Origin of the sequence: Tautonia rosea, from assembly GCF_012958305.1 — a bacterium.
In the GTDB taxonomy this organism is placed as follows: Bacteria; Planctomycetota; Planctomycetia; order Isosphaerales; family Isosphaeraceae; genus Tautonia; species Tautonia rosea.
Genome location: NZ_JABBYO010000022.1, coordinates 30,827 through 45,756, shown reverse-complemented (window position 1 = coordinate 45,756; position 14,930 = coordinate 30,827). Strand labels below are relative to the sequence as shown.

General features: G+C 63.7%; 11 protein-coding genes. 2 read left to right on the top strand and 9 right to left on the bottom strand.

Annotation, left to right across the window (positions count from 1 at the left end; genetic code table 11):
* The first annotated feature begins 1 nt into the window (after position 1).
* Entirely contained in the window at positions 2-1,465 is a 1,464-nt protein-coding gene (locus HG800_RS25060) for a N,N-dimethylformamidase beta subunit family domain-containing protein (RefSeq protein WP_390622664.1), read from the top strand.
* 181 nt (positions 1,466-1,646) lie between these two features.
* On the opposite strand, the gene HG800_RS25055 is transcribed toward HG800_RS25060, so the two are convergent.
* From HG800_RS25055 to HG800_RS25015, 9 genes are all read right to left on the bottom strand, one after another.
* Entirely contained in the window at positions 1,647-2,762 is a 1,116-nt protein-coding gene (locus tag HG800_RS25055; RefSeq protein WP_169980766.1) for a mandelate racemase/muconate lactonizing enzyme family protein, read from the bottom strand.
* 11 nt (positions 2,763-2,773) lie between these two features.
* A complete protein-coding gene (locus tag HG800_RS25050; RefSeq protein WP_169980757.1) occupies positions 2,774-4,375 on the bottom strand; it encodes a carboxypeptidase-like regulatory domain-containing protein in 1,602 nt (533 codons plus the stop codon).
* A gap of 12 nt (positions 4,376-4,387) precedes the next feature.
* Positions 4,388-5,797 carry a sulfatase family protein gene (locus HG800_RS25045; RefSeq protein WP_169980755.1) on the bottom strand — a complete coding sequence of 470 codons (1,410 nt, stop codon included), beginning with the start codon at positions 5,795-5,797 and terminating at the stop codon, positions 4,388-4,390.
* A gap of 63 nt (positions 5,798-5,860) precedes the next feature.
* Complete coding sequence (locus tag HG800_RS25040; protein WP_169980753.1) at positions 5,861-7,264, bottom strand: sulfatase family protein; 1,404 nt, start codon at positions 7,262-7,264, stop codon at positions 5,861-5,863.
* A gap of 20 nt (positions 7,265-7,284) precedes the next feature.
* Positions 7,285-8,769: a sulfatase gene (locus HG800_RS25035; protein ID WP_169980751.1), complete on the bottom strand. Its 1,485-nt coding sequence runs from the start codon at positions 8,767-8,769 to the stop codon at positions 7,285-7,287.
* Positions 8,770-8,819: 50 nt separating this feature from the next.
* A complete protein-coding gene (locus HG800_RS25030) occupies positions 8,820-9,410 on the bottom strand; it encodes an HdeD family acid-resistance protein (RefSeq protein ID WP_169980749.1) in 591 nt (196 codons plus the stop codon).
* Positions 9,411-9,489: 79 nt separating this feature from the next.
* A complete protein-coding gene (locus HG800_RS25025) occupies positions 9,490-11,040 on the bottom strand; it encodes a sulfatase family protein (protein WP_169980747.1) in 1,551 nt (516 codons plus the stop codon).
* A 198-nt stretch (positions 11,041-11,238) separates the two neighbouring features.
* Positions 11,239-11,916, bottom strand: coding sequence for a PEP-CTERM sorting domain-containing protein (locus tag HG800_RS25020; RefSeq protein WP_169980745.1), 678 nt, complete (start codon positions 11,914-11,916; stop codon positions 11,239-11,241).
* A 307-nt stretch (positions 11,917-12,223) separates the two neighbouring features.
* Positions 12,224-13,372 (bottom strand): formylglycine-generating enzyme family protein, encoded by a 1,149-nt coding sequence (locus HG800_RS25015; RefSeq protein WP_169980743.1) that lies wholly within the window; start codon positions 13,370-13,372, stop codon positions 12,224-12,226.
* Positions 13,373-13,821: 449 nt separating this feature from the next.
* On the opposite strand from HG800_RS25015, the gene HG800_RS25010 reads away from it, so the two are divergent.
* A complete protein-coding gene (locus HG800_RS25010; RefSeq protein WP_169980741.1) occupies positions 13,822-14,841 on the top strand; it encodes a DUF4349 domain-containing protein in 1,020 nt (339 codons plus the stop codon).
* Positions 14,842-14,930 lie beyond the last annotated feature (89 nt).

The following is a 14,930-nucleotide window of genomic DNA, read 5'->3' as shown; positions in this document are numbered from 1 at the left end:
GATGTTGCTGGTCGGGACGTTACCCGACACTCGCTCGTCGATCATCCGCCAGGAGAATGCGAAGCCAGGAGCGACCGACTGGCAGCTTACGCGGGTTCGCCCGGATGGTGGGGGGTTTCGGTCGCCCTGGATCGAGGGGTATTGCTCGAAACAGAGTGTGAAGGCAGGAGAGTCGATCGACCTGATGATCTCGACGGACCCGCCTCGTCCCTTCACGGTTGAGATCTTCCGGATGGGCTATTACGGCGGGCGAGGGGCTCGGCTGATGACCACCCTTGGACCGATCGAAGGGATTGCTCAGCCCATTCCAGAACCTGGGGAAAAGAATGTTCATGAATGCCGATGGAAGCCATCAGCAACGGTAACGATTCCGGACGACTGGGTGAGCGGGGTGTATCTCGGACGCCTGACGACGATTCCGGAGGCGGAGGATCGGCCCTACTGGCAAAGCTATGTGGTATTCATTGTGACGGATGACCGACCGGCCGACATCCTGTTTCAGTGCTCCGACAACACCTGGCAGGCCTACAACACATGGCCGAACAATTATTCGGTCTACACGCATCCGAAGGGCAATCAGGGGCCCTGGGCCAATGTCAGCTTCGACCGACCGTACGGGAGGGAAGCGCAGTTCAACGGAGTTGTGAATGATCCCCTGACCTTCGGATCGGGCGAGTTCTTGCCGTTCGAATTTCCTCTGGCCTACTGGTTGGAACAGCATGGGTATGATGTGACCTATTGTTCCAACAGCGATCTGATCACGCCGGATCGAGGGTTGATGTGCAAAACGTTCGTGAGTGTGGGGCACGACGAATACTGGGACATTCGGCAGTTCCGTAGTGTGGAGGCGATGCGGGATGCCGGGGTGTCGTTGATGTTCTTTTCGGGGAATAGCGTCTGCTGGGTGACGCCGTTCTCGCCCAGCTCGGACGGCCGGCCGAATCGGATCATCTTCCGAGGCGGGCCGTATGGCGCGGAGAATGATTACGCGGTGAATCGGGAACGAGACCACGGTCCTTTCCCCGAGCGAGGTCCGGATGAAGGGTTGCTCATGGGTGCCCGCAATGTTGAGCCGGTGAACGGTGGCGGCGACTGGATCATTACGAAGCCGGATCATTGGATCTTCGAAGGGACGGGCGTGAAGGCGGGGGACCGGATTCCGGGCCTGATCGGCTGGGAATATCACGGCGACCCGGCGGAGATTCCAGGGCTTGAGGTGGTGGCTGCAGGAACCGCCTGGGTCGGTGGTGAGCGTCCGCAGCAATGGACGGCGACGATTTATCCGGGGCCGAAGGACAACTTTGTCTTCAACGCCTCGACGATTTTCTGGGCGCAGGGGCTGTCGTCTCCCCCGGGTCATGTGTTGCCCTGGTCGCACTGGAGCCGACCGCATGGGCCGGACGAGCGGGTGCAGCGGATTACGAAGAATCTGTTCGATCGGGCGATTGGATTGAAAGATAAATAAACTTGGATAAAATATGATGCCTTTGCGGGTGGGGATTATCCGCGGTGCGGCCCCCTCACCCGGCCTTCGGCCACCCTCTCCCCCGCACGCGGGGGCGAGGGTTGGTGAAGTGCGGAGCCGGGTCGGCAGAGATCGGTACGAAACCAGTTACGCGGATCGAAGGGAAGGTCACGGTTGACTCTCAGCGATCAACGCGAAAGCGTTCAAGTAAACTTTCATCGAGTTCGATACCGAGGCCGGGAGAATCGGGAACGCCAGCGGATTCGGGGCCGAGGTCGAGGGGGGTGGTGAGCAGGTCGGACTCGTGGTACTTGGGGCCGAGGATGTCGGCGGGGAAGCGCTCGCTCTTGATGTTGGGCACGGCGGCGGCGAGGTGGATCATGGCGGCGCTGGCGATACCGAGTTCGAGGTTGCTGCCCATGTGGCAGGGTAGGCCGGCGGCAGCGGCGATGTGGGCGATCTCGATCGAGGCGAGCAGGCCGCCGTTCTTGCCGGGGTAGAGGCTGATGACGTCGGCGGCCTGGGTCCGGCAGACGCGCATAGCGTCGATGGCGGTCCAGACGCTCTCGTCGGCCATGATGGCGGGGCCGATGGTGCGCAGCTCTCGGGTGGCGTCGTCGAGGGCGGGGGTGAGCGGCTGCTCGGCGACGAGGAGGTCGAGCGGGGTGAGCAGGCGGAGGGCCAGGCGGGCGGCGGGGACATCCCAGCCGCAGTTGGCATCGACCGTCATGGGGATGTCGGGACCGGCGACCTCGCGAACGGCCTTGACGCGGGCGAAGTCGCCGACCGGGTCGATGCCGACCTTGACCTTCAGGCAGGTGACGCCCCAGCCGAGGAAGGTTTCGGCGAGCTTGACGGCCTGGGGAGGGTCGAAGGCGCCGATCATCATCTTGGTGCGGATGCGGTCGCGGACCTTGCCGCCGAGGAGCTGGTGGACCGGGACCCCAGCGGCCTTGCCGGCCACGTCCCAGAGGGCCATCTCGACGGCGGCCTTGGTGAAGGGGTTTGCCTTGAGGGCGCGGTCCATGACCGCGCGGCAGGAGTGCAGACGGGTCGGGTCCATGCCTTGGAGGGCCGGGGAAAGGAAGGCATCGACCGCGGCGACGGTGGACTGGCTCGTCTCGCCGCTCCAGATGGCGGAGACGGTCGCCTCGCCCAGGCCGACGACCCCCTCATCGGTGACGACGCGGATGATGGCGTAGTCGGATGTGATGTGGTCGCCGTGCGCGGTCTTGGTAGTGAGGCCCGCCTTGAGCGGGACGGAGACGGGAATGGCTTCGATTCTTGCGATCTTCATGCGAACATCCTTCAGGGCGTGACCGGCCCCTCGTCGAGGAACCGGCGGAAGACGTTGCTCGTGATGGTGGAAATCGAATCATCCACAAGCAAGCAGGCAGGGTACGTGATTGAGGAGGCAGCGAAGACGGCGCCGCCGGACGGGGAGGCGTAGAGGGAGAGATGGGCGCCGCCCTCGTCGATGTTCTCTCCCCGGGCGATGACGCGGACGCCGGGGGGGGAGTGGGGCGTGACCTTGTCGGTTTCGTGGCCCGAGGCGCCGCCGTCGCAACGCATGTGCAGGCTTTTGAGTCCGAAGCGGTCGCCGTTTGCGAGGCCGGTGCCGGCGAAGGCCCAGTGATCGGCCTCGGTGGCGCGGAAAGGGGCAGCGGTCATGGCGCCGGAGTAGGTGAAGGCGACGCCGAGGAGGGTGGCTTCGGAGACTCCGGTGGTGAGGTGGAAGCGGCTGTCGAGGCCGCAGGGGTAGACCTGAGATTCTCGGCCGTTGTGGACGATCATGGTGTCGGGGTCGGGGAGGGTGACCTCGCAGTTGACGCCGTTGCCGCCGAGATAAATGACGCGGCCTCCTCGATGATCAACCCAGGCTTTCACACGATCATACATTTGCTTCGTCCAGTATTCCGGATGGGGAGCGAGGACGAGGACGCGGTAGGCGTCGAGGTCGAGAGTGCCGTCGTGGAGTTGGTTGTCGGCGTAGACGTCGTGGGCAAGGCCTTCGCGTTCGAGCCAGGAGAGGATGCGCCACTCACTCGGGGCGAGGTGGCAGGAGGCGCGCCCTTGGATGGGGTCCTCGGGGCGTTCGTTGAGGTCGATGTCATTGACCAGCTCGGGGCGGTCGAACGACAAAGGGGCATAGGAGTCCGCGTCGTAGGTGACGTGGTTGGGGTCGGTGTAGCGGCGGAGTTCCTGACGGGCGTTGACGGTGGGTTGGAGGGGGAGACGGTCGGGGCTGATGTAGTTGCTCCGGCCGCCGAAGGCGTTGTAGGCGTTCCAGGTCATCGTGGCGGCGAGGAAGGCGATGGGGGCGGAGGGCCGGGCCGGGGCGACGACCCAGGGGAAGGCGAAATGCCGCCCGGAGTTGGTCCGGGCGTGGAAGTAATAGAGTCCGGATCGGTCGGGGGCGGTAGCGTACTGGCGATGGACGGGGCTGGCGTAGCCTTCGCGGTTCCAGGCGACGCCGGCCTGGGTGTAGTCGCCATCGGGGGTGATTTGAGCGGTGGCGCGGGGGCCATGCTCGTCGTGCCAGCCAAGATTGCGGATGTGTTCAACTTCGCGGCCGTAGCGGTAGAGGTCGAGGCGGTAGAGTTCGGGAGAGTGGACGCGGAATTCGGATTCTTCGCCCGATCGGACCCACTTCGGCCAGGCGTAGCCAAGCAGGCGATCGGAGAGGAGGCGGAAATGGTGCGGGCGGGTGGTGGGGAGGTTGAGCCGGACCCGCTTCGATCCGAATCCCGAGGCCGCCAGGGTGACGACGTAAGGGCCGGGGAGGAGCGCGGCATGAACCGAGCCGTCGGCCTGAGATTGGGCAGAGACGGATCCGGAGGGACCTTCGAAGGTGATCGAAACGTCGGGGAGGGCGACGTAGCGCTCGTCACTGACATATCCGATGAACATGGGTCAACGTTCTCAACGGCGGCCGAAGCCGGAGGGGAGGGGGTCGGTCATTGGGGCGATTTCGTTGGTGAACTTCTCGCCGGTGATGCGGTTGGTGTTGTCAGCACGACGGCGGTTGGTTGGCGGGAAGTCGCCGGTGCTGGCGATCCAGTCGTCGAGCCGGCCGCTCAAGTCAAGGACGATCGCGGCGTATTCGGGACGACCGGCGAGGTTGGTCAGCTCGTCGGGGTCGGACTGGAGGTCGAACAGCTCGATCTCAGGCCGAGGGATCTGGAATTGCTGGGCCTGGGCGGGGGTGAGGGCGCCGCGGCTCTTGAGGGCCTGGAGCGCGTCCCAGGAGGGGCAACTGCTGACGTCGGAGGGGTTGCCGTAGGGGACGTCCGTGTAGGCATTGCGGATGAGCTTGTAGCGATCGGTGCGGATGCTGCGCATGTGTTGATCGCAGTTGTGCCAGTTCCGCTCGCTGAAAACGGCGTCGAGGCCGGGGCGGCTCGGGTTGGCAAGGACGGGGGTCAGGCTTCGCCCGTGCATGTCGGCGGGGACGGGGAGGCCGGCGAGTTCGAGGAACGTGGGGGCGAGGTCGATCACGCTGGCGAGTCCTTCGTGGACGGTGCCGGGCTCGATCGACGCGGGATATTTGACAATCAATGGGGTGCCGATGCCGGAATCGTAAAGGGTTCCCTTCGCGCGGGGAAAGGGCATGCCATTGTCGGCGAAGAAGACGACGAGGGTGTCGTCGGTGCGGCCGCGGCGGTCGAGTTCAGCGAGCATGGTGCCGATGTCGCCGTCCATCCGGGCGATCTCGTCGTAGTAGAGGGCGAGGTCGGCACGGGTCTCGGGGGTATCGGCGAGGTAAGGGGGAACGACGGCGTCGGCCTCGGTGTGAGGGGTGTCGATGGCGCCGGGTTGGTAGGGACGGTGGGCGTCTCGGAACCCGACCCAGAGGAAGAAGGGTTGGTCGCCGGCCTCGTCGAGGAATTCGGGGAAGCGGTCGACCTGGCGAGCGTACCAGTCGAACTGAGCATCTCCGGCGGGTCCGTAATGGGTTTTGAGCATGTGGCCGGTGTGGTAGCCGGCGCGCTTGAGCAGAGTGGGCAGAAAGGGTTGATGCTCGGGAAGAGGCATGTGCAGATCTTCCGCACCGGTTGCGTGGGGATATTTGCCGGTGAGGACGCTGATGCGGGTTGGGCTGCAGGAGGAGGTGGTGAGGAAGGCGTTGGCGAAGGTCAGGCCACTGGCGGCCAGGGCGTCGATGTTCGGCGTGCGGATGGTGGGATGGCCGTAGCAGCCGAAATCCTTCCAGGAGACGTCGTCGGCAAGGAAGACGATGATGCTCGGGGGCCGCTCCGGGTTGCGGGCCTCGGTGTCGGCAGGGGCGACGAGCATCATCGTCAACGCAAAGGCGAGCGGCAAGCGAAGCATGGGCAGGGCCTCCTCTGTTGGCGATCGCCTCTGAGAATGCCCTGACGGTCGTCGCGATGCAACTCACAACCGCCCCGGAGGACGAACTCCGGAGCCCTGTTGGTCGGTGGACGTGTCGCCCAGTTCGGCCCGGGCACGTTCGACAAGGGCCTGGAGCCGATCGACGACCTCGGGGTGATCATCCTTCACGTCGGTCGATTCGCCGATGTCGTTGTCGAGGTTGAACAGGGCCAGGCCGATCGTTCTTGAGATGTAAGGCGCGGGCTGGCCGCCGGAGCCGCCGTCTCCGTTGAGGCTGCGGTAGTCGTGGGGCAGGTGGAGCTTCCAGGGGCCGGAGCGAACGGCCTGAAGCTCGCGAGCCCAGTAGAAATAGAGGGCGTCGTGCGGGGATCGGGCGTCGGGATCGCCGAGCAGGAGCGGGGAGATGTCGAGGCCGTCGATCGGGTGATCGGGGACCGAGGCGCCGGTGAGGGCGGCGATGGTGGGGAGGAGGTCGATGGTCATGGCGGGTTCATCGGTGGAGGTCCCGGCCGGAATATGGCCGGGCCACCAGGCGAGGGTCGGCTCGCGCTGACCGCCGTCGAAGGTGGTTCCTTTGCCCTCGCGCAAGGGTCCGGCAGAGCCGCCGTGGTCGCCGTAGGAGAGCCAGGGGCCGTTGTCGGAGGTGAAGACGACGAGGGTGTTCTCGCTCAGGTCGAGGCGGCGGAGGGTGTCGAGGATTTGACCGACGGACCAGTCGATCTCCATGATCACGTCGCCGTAGAGCCCTCGTTCCGACTTGCCATCAAACTTGTCGGAGACGAAGAGGGGGACGTGGGGCATGCTGTGGGGAACGTAGAGGAAGAAGGGTTGATCCTTGTTTCGTTCGATAAATGAGACGGCACGCTCGGTGTACCAGGTGGTGAGATTGCGTTGATCGGGGTTGAGTTCGATGACCTCCTCGCCCTCGATCAGGGGGAGCGGGGGGTAGCGATCGCCGGCGGTCGGATGATTCGGCCACATGTCGTTCGAATAGGGCAGGCCGAAGTATTCGTCGAAGCCGTGGCGAGTGGGAAGGAACTGCGGATCGTCGCCGAGGTGCCACTTGCCGAAGATGGCAGTTGCATAGCCGAGAGGTTTGAGCATTTCGGCAATCGTGACTTCGTTTGGGTTCAGGCCGGTTTTGGACCCAGGACCGAGGGCGCCGATAATGCCGATGCGGTTGGGATAGCAACCGGTGAGCAAGGCGGCTCGGGAGGCGGAGCAGACGGCCTGCGCGGCGTAGAAGCTGGTGAAGGTGCGGCCCTCGGCGGCCATCCGGTCGAGGTGAGGGGTTTCGAATCCCTCGGCCCCGAGGACACCGACATCGGCATAGCCCTGGTCGTCGGTGAAGATGATGACGACGTTTGGCGGGCGATCCTCTGCGGCCGAGGCCGCGAGGATCGGGGTTGAGAGCAGAAGACAGGCAATCAGACGGATGAGCATCATGGGCCTCGGTCGTCGGAGGGTCAGGGCATCTTCTCAGAAGGGATGATGGGAGCGCCTTCCCAGATGGCGGTATTGCCGTCGAAGGTGAGCACGCGATGCTGGCTGCCAGGGGCGGGAGGGCGATCGACGGAGGGGAGCCAGCGGCGATGCTCGGCGAGGATCGGCTCGTAGGAGGGGTCGAGGGCGAGGTTGGTCCATTCCTCGGGATCGACCTGAAGGTCGTAGAGTTCCTCGGAGCCGTCGGCGTAACGAATGAACCGCCAGCGATCGGTGCGAATGCCGTGATTGCCCTGATTGTGCGTGGTGATGGCGGGCCAGGGGCGATCGGCGGTCGGGTCGTTGATCAGAGGAACGAGGCTGTGGCCTTCGAGCGGCATTCCTGGCCGAGGGGAGAGGGCGCAAAGGTCGATGAGGGTTGGGAAGAGGTCGAGCAGTTCGACGGGGCGATCGCAGCGCTGGCCTTCGGGAACACCGGGACCGGCGACGATCAACGGGACGCGGGTTGAGGGCTCCCAGAGCGTGTTCTTGCCGCTGATCTCCTTTTCGCCGAGGTGATAGCCGTGGTCGGACCAGAGGACGATGATGGTGTCGTCGCTGTGGCCGGAGGCGTCGAGGGCGTCGAGGACGCGGCCGACCTGGGCATCGACGAAGCTGATGCTCGCAAGGTAGGCCTGGACGAGGGATCGCCAGTGGCCGTTCGCCTCCATCCACGAGAGACGAGGCTCGGGCAAGTACCAGTGGAGGTACCAGGAGAACTCGGGGGTATCCAGCCGATCGCCACGGAAGACCCGAGGCATGATGAGACTTTCATCGGGATACAGGTCGAACCATTGCTGCGTTGCGTAGCAGGGGACGTGCGGGAGGAAGAAGCCGGCCGCGAGGAAAAAGGGTTCGTCGATGCCGGATTCAAGCTGTTCGACGGCCCAGGAGGCGACCTGATAATCCCCTTTGTCCTCGTCGCGGTGAGGGAAGGTGCCCCAGTCCATCAAGGGGTTGTTGCCGCCGGGGGTCGGTCCGATGAGCTTCTCGTCGGGCCGGACGCCGACCCCGCCGGCAGGGCCGTAGGAGTCGAACTCTCGGGGGCGATCGGGAGGAGGGGGATAGCCGCCGTGGTAGACCTTGCCGGTCGATAGGGCGGTGTAGCCGTGGCTTCGGAAATGCTGAGGAAGGGAGACGACCTCGGCGAACTCGTCGACCGTCCGGAACCAGGGGGCGAGGCCGTAGATGCCGGTCGTCGAGGGGCGAAGACCGGTCAAAATACTGGTCCGCGAGGGGTTGCAAAGGGGCGACTGGGTGTGAGCATTGGTGAACAGGGTGCCGCGACGGGCCAGGCGATCGATGTGGGGCGTTTGGACCTGCGGGTGGCCGCCGAGGCAACCGACCCAGTCGTTCAGGTCGTCGATGGCGAGGAAGAGGACATTGGGCCGCTCCGGCTTCGAGTCGTCAGGCCCGACAACCGGAGCGGCCACCACGAGGGCGAGGATCAAGGGAATCGACGAACTCATCAAAAATCACTCCGGATCGGGGAGAGGGGTGATTGATTTCGAGTTTCCTTTTATGAGGCTTTGGGCAGCCGTCGCAGGAGCATGGCGAGCATGACCCAGGTCCAGCCGGTGAACAGGACTTCCAGCCCCACGAACAGGCCGATGACCCAGAGGCTCGCTTCGGGCCATTGCCGCCAGATCAGCAAGCCGAGCAACGTGGAGAGCACCCCGCTGGCGACGGTCCAGCCCCAGCCTTCGAATCTCAAGGTCAGGGCTACGGTGATGCGAAAGACCCCGCCAATCACGAGGAAGGCGGCGATGATGAGGGTCAGGACCTCGGCCGTCTCTGCCGGGCGGTCGAAAATGAGCACCCCCACCACCACGTAAAGGACTCCGGCGAGCAGGGCCAGGAAGAAGCCGCTCCAGCGACGGACCCAGAACGCGGCGACGAACTCAGTGATCCCGCTGAGAATCAGGAGGATACTGAGCATCCAGACCGCCGCCAGCGTGCCGATCCAGGGGACGACGATCAGGAGCGAGCCAAGCACGATGAGGACCACGCCAAGGGCGAGAAAGCCGACCCAGTTGGCTCGAATCTCGCTCAGTTCGTTGCGAATCATCGTGCGCAGGGGGGACGAGCTGGGAACGATGGGATCGGACATGGTCGCGGACTCCAGGGTTGGGGGGGAGAGGGTCCTCCGTGCCGGAAATCGACGCTCCCTCTGAGGGGTCGGTGGGGTGTCAGCGGCGATCGCTGCCGGGCGGCAGGGAACGGAGCAGCTCGTTGGGGAACTCCGCGGCAGGAGAGCCGTCGGCGTTCCGGAGGTTTTGCGATCCGCCGCGGTCGGGGTAGATGGGAATGGCCATGCCACCGCTTTGTTCGAGGGTCTCGAACAGTTGCCGTTTGAGCTGCGGAATCAACTCCTGATGCTCCTCGCTGAAGATCAAGTTCGTCGTCTCGTTCGGGTCGGCCTGGAGATCGTAAAGTTCGTCGAGATCCCAGAGGCCGTGAGGACGAATGAACTTGTACTGATCGGTTCGGAGGGCGAAGATGGTCGGCGTGTGGGGGAAGTTGCGTTCCCAGTAGTATTCGTAAAGGAGGGCGTCGCGCCAGGGGATGTCCTCGCCCGCGCCGAGTTTCAGGAAGCTCTTGCCGTCCATGTGCTCGGGAGCGTGCAAGCCGGCGGCTTCGAGGATGGTGGGAGCGATGTCGATGTTGGCAACGACCTGTTCGACGGTGGTTCCGGCCGGAAAAAGGTCGGGGCATTGCATGATCATCGGTACGCGCATGGACCATTCATAGGCGACGCGCTTGTCGATCAGGCCGTGTTCGCCGAAGCCGAAGCCGTTGTCGCCCATGTAGATGACAAGGGTTTCGTCGAGGACTCCCATCGCTTCCAGGGAATCGAGCACCCGACCGATGCTGTCATCGACCCCGAGGAGGGTTTCACAGTAATCGCGGTAGTATTCGGCGACGTCGAGGGTGCTGTGATAGGGGAACTCGACGCCGTGCCAACTGTTGCGCTGGTTCTTGACCCACATGGGGCGGTGTTTGGTCCGCTCGGGAGAGGGGTCCATGGTTTCGGGGGCGTCGAAGGGAGCGTTCTCGTATCGGCCGGCGTGGCGCTCGGCGGGGATGAACTCGGCATGCACCCCTTTATGAGAGAGATAGAGGCAGAAGGGAGTGTCCTTGGTCCGATCGTTGAGCCAGTCGAGGGCGTAGTCGGTCAGCTCGTCGGTGATGTAGCCGTTCTGGGGCACGCGCTCGCCGTCGACGTTCAGGCCGTTGGGACTGGGCAGATAGCTCCCCTGCCCTCGGAAGCTCACCCAGCGGTCGAAGCCGGGGCGGGGGTCGTCGGAGCCGCCTCCCATGTGCCACTTGCCGATGAAGGCGGTGTCGTAGCCGGCTTCCTGAAGGTACTGGGCGAAGAAGACCGTTCCTTCGGCGACAGGGTTGTTGTTATCGACAACTTTGTGATTGTGAGCGTACTGGCCGGTCAGAATGGAGGCGCGGCTCGGCGAGCAGAGCGAGGTTGTCACAAAGGCGTTTTTCAGATGGACGCCGTTGGCAGCAATCCGGTCCATGTTGGGGGTTTCGACGAACGGATGGCCGAGGAAGCTCATGGCGTCGAACCGGTGATCATCCGAGAGAATGAATACCACGTTGCGAGGTTTCGAACCGTCGATGCGGGGCAGTTTCAGGTTTGGCTCCGTCTGCCGGGCCTGGGCGATGCTGGTCAGGCAGAGGAACACAAGCAAGACGCAACGCTTGGAGGCGGTTCGAACCGTCATCGGGGCGATCCTCGCGTTTTGGTCGACACTTCAAGAGGGGAGCGGAGCCGCCGGCCGCGACCCGTGGCCTGGCGCTTTGGGAATCGGTCGCCATTATGTTCGGGGCGCAAGCAAAAGGCCACCCGGCGGCGGGTGGCCTTTTTTCAGAACCGATCGGCGTCGAGCGGGGGAGTCTTGTTGGCTTGGGGAAGGCGTGTGTCAGGAATTCTGCTGACGAAGCCGAGCCATGCTGGCAAGTCCGGCGATCCCCAGGCCCATCAAGACAACGCTCGAAGGCTCGGGAATGGCCCGGATTTCGCCCGTGATCTGGAGGGTGGTGAAGGTCGAGCCGTCGAAGTAATCACCGATCCGGAAACTCCCGCCGGCCAGGGTCGTTCCGCCGTTGGCAGCGGTCGTGCCGATCTGGATCAGCCGCAGGGAGAAGTCGCCGGTAATCGGGCCGAGGCTGGAAAGGTCGATGATCGAGTTGGTGAAGTTCGTGCCGCTTTGCTGAATCTCGAAGATCGATGAGGAAAAGCCATCGAGCGATGTAAATACGCCGATTGTTCCCGGACCAGTGTTCGACGATCGGGAACCAAGGAACAGCGAGTCGAGGCTGGCGAACAGCCCGGCGTCGACCGAGAAGCCGAATTCGATGTAGTCGGTGTCCTCGCCGGTCCAGCCGGCCGAGTTGAAGGAGTTGTTTCCGGGGTTCGGGGTCAGGCCCGCGCCTCGGGTCATGTTCGTGCCGGTCACGCCGGCGGCTTCATTGAGAACCGGGGTGAAATCCTGATTTCCTGGTTGGCCGAAAGTGGCCCACGAGACGATCGTCTCGGCCTGGGCGACCCCTGCGGACATCATCACCACTGCAGCAAGAATAAACGATCGAGTCATCATTCCAATTGTCCCTCAAAAGAACCAACAGCGAATACGTTCAAAGAGGATGTCAAGTACCCATACGGGGCATTGATGGAACCAGAGATAGTCGGGGTCTCTTCCATACGTCAAACAAAGGAATGGTGAAGATCGGGGCGTGGTGCGACGAGTGTGTCGGAACTGTAGATATGGTTGAGACTTCGGTTTATTTGGCGAGGGATGCTCATGTCGATTTAGGACAACATGGGCACAAAAGCCCCTCGCTCGACCGGCCAGTCGGGCGAGGGTGGGACCGGGTTCGATCACGGGTCATTCGGAGGAGGGAGGGTCAGGGCTGAGTCGCGATCTTCGGATCGGCAACGCAGCGGAACCCGACGTGCGGATTGCCGGTGTCGATGGCTCCCTTCCCTCGGGTCCCGACCCGGTAGCGGACGCAGTAAAGATCGCTGCACATGAACGATCCCCCGCGCTGAACACGCTTGGGAATGCCGGGTTCCATAGGGTCGAGCGAATCACTTGGGCCGGTGGGGTTGAGTTCGGGGCTGGTTTGGTAGTAATCGTGGCGGTACCAGTCGGCGCACCATTCCCAAACATTGCCGGCCATGTCGTAGAGGCCGAATCCGTTGGCCGGGAACTGGGCGACGGGGGCGATGCCGGCGAAGCCATCCTCGGCGGAGTCCTCCATCGGGAACTGGCCTTGCCAGTTGTTGACCATCGGCTGATCGTCGGGATGGCGTTCGTCGCCCCAGGTGTAGGTGGCGCGATCGAGGCCGCCTCGGGCGGCGAATTCCCATTCAGCCTCGGTCGGCAAGCGTTTGCCGGCCCATTCGGCATAGGCGAGCACATCTTCAAACGCCAGATGAACGACGGGGTGATCCATGCGGTCGTCGATGGTCGATTCGGGGCCTTCTGGATGCTTCCAGTCGGTTCCGATCTTCCAGGCCCACCATTGCATGGCGTTGTCGAGCCGAACGGGGTGGTCGGGAGGGTTGAAGACGATGGAGCCGGGGGCGAGGTTCTCGGGAGCGACGCCGGGGTAATCGGCCGGGTCGATGGGACGCTCGGCGACGGTGACGTAGCCGGTGGCATCGACGAATGCCTGGAACTGGGCGTTTGTCACCTCGGTCTGATCCATCCAGAAGCCGTCGACTGTGACGAGGTGGACCGGCTGGGCGTCGGGGAACTGGCGATCGTCGGTTCCCATCCAGAAGGTGCCGCCGGGAATCCAGACCATTCCCTCGTCGGGAGGAGGACCGGGGGGGGAGGCGTCGTTGATGAGATGGCCGGATCGCTGGAGTTCGGGCGCGGTCTCGGAGGTGGGGGAGGATGCCTTCGGCGTCGCGTTCCTGGCTCGCTCGGCCTCGAAGAAGGCGGCGACCCGCTCCTCCTCGTTCCGCTCCTCGGCCAGTCCGCGATTCCAGACAAACAGACCGAGCGTGGCCGTTGAGAGGGCGATTGCCGTCAGTACGATCGGCATTGTCCACGACGTTGAGCGGCCCGGGGGGGGAGCATGGCCTGGCTCCTTGCCCGGCCGTTTTGTCTTTGCTTTCGTCTTCGGTGCCTTCGACACGATGGCCTCTGCGGGAAGGGAGGGAATGGCGGTCGTGTTCCAATCTGGTGACCGATTTAGTGTAACGACCACAGACGCGAGGGACCAACCCTCGATCGACTCTCGACACCAGTTCGAGAAAATGGGAATTGCCTAAGGAATCGGGAGGTCTGATCGTGAAGTTCGAGGAACGTGGTGTCTTTGGAGGGATCAATTCGCTGGCGATCGGGTGAATCGGTTCAACGATGTGCCCTCGACACTCGTATGAATCTTTACAGCGTCTCGCGTTTTTGAGGGGGGCCTTACCCGAAGGCCGAGGTGCTCCCCTGCCCTTCCCTTCTGTTCGAAATCCCTTCGTGATTGAGGCGTCGACTCCCATGCGCTCGATTCCTGGTCTGCTGGTGTTGCTCATCCTGGTTCACTCCGGTTGCGGAGCGGCCGATCCCCGGAGCCTGTCGCGGCAAGCGACAGGTGCCGCAGCCGAGTACGCGATGGAAGACTCGGTGATGAGCTTCGCGACCGCGCCGACTTCGGATCGCCCCGAACCCCTCGCGATGATGGGAATGATGGGCGGGGCTGATCCGATGCAGGCGCAAGACGCGCCGCTCCCCGGCGAGGCCGGTTTCAATCGCAAGATCATTTACGATGCACAAATTGATCTTGAAGTCGAGGATCTCGATCCGGCGGCCGAGCGGCTGGTTGCCCTGGTTCAGCAGTATCGGGGGTACATTGCCGAACAGGACGTGACCGGATCTCCCGGTTCGAAGCGATCGGCGAAGTGGAAGCTGCGGGTGCCGGTCGATCAGTTCGAGGAGTTCGTGCAAGAACTGCTTGGCCTCGGCGAGCTGAAGCGCAACGTGCGGACCTCACAGGACGTGACCGAGCAGTTTTACGACATCGAGGCCCGCATTCGGAATAAAAAGGTTGAGGAAGAAACGATTCTCAAGATCCTCGAAGAACGCAGCGGACAGCTCGAAGACGTGTTGAAGGTTCAGGTTGAGCTAAGCCGGGTGCGGGGGGAAATTGAGCAGATGGAAGGCCGCCTGCGGGTGCTGGAGAACCTGTCGAGCCTGGCCACCGTGACGGTCAACCTCCGCGAGCGGGAAGACTATACGCCGGCGGCTCCCGTGGTTCCGGACTTTCGGACGAGAGTCGCACGGGCCTGGAGCGGTTCGGTTACCGACCTTCGGACCTCGGCCGAGAACTTCGTCGTCTTCGTGTCAGAGCGGGCGCTCCCGACCCTGATCGTCTTGCTTGCGTTGATCGCGGTCTTCCCGCTTGTTCGGAGGCTCTGGAGACGGCTGCTCCGGGCATTGCCCCGGCTCTGGGAGCAGCTTCGAAGGCCGATCGGGTCGTCGCCGGAGGTGCCCCCTTCACCTCCCGAACCCTCGCGGTAGGCCCTTGGGAATCGGCTCGGGAGGCGTTAGGCTCGGACGTCGCATCGCTCGGATCACCGGACCGCATGGGACCGGATTCGTGGATGGAC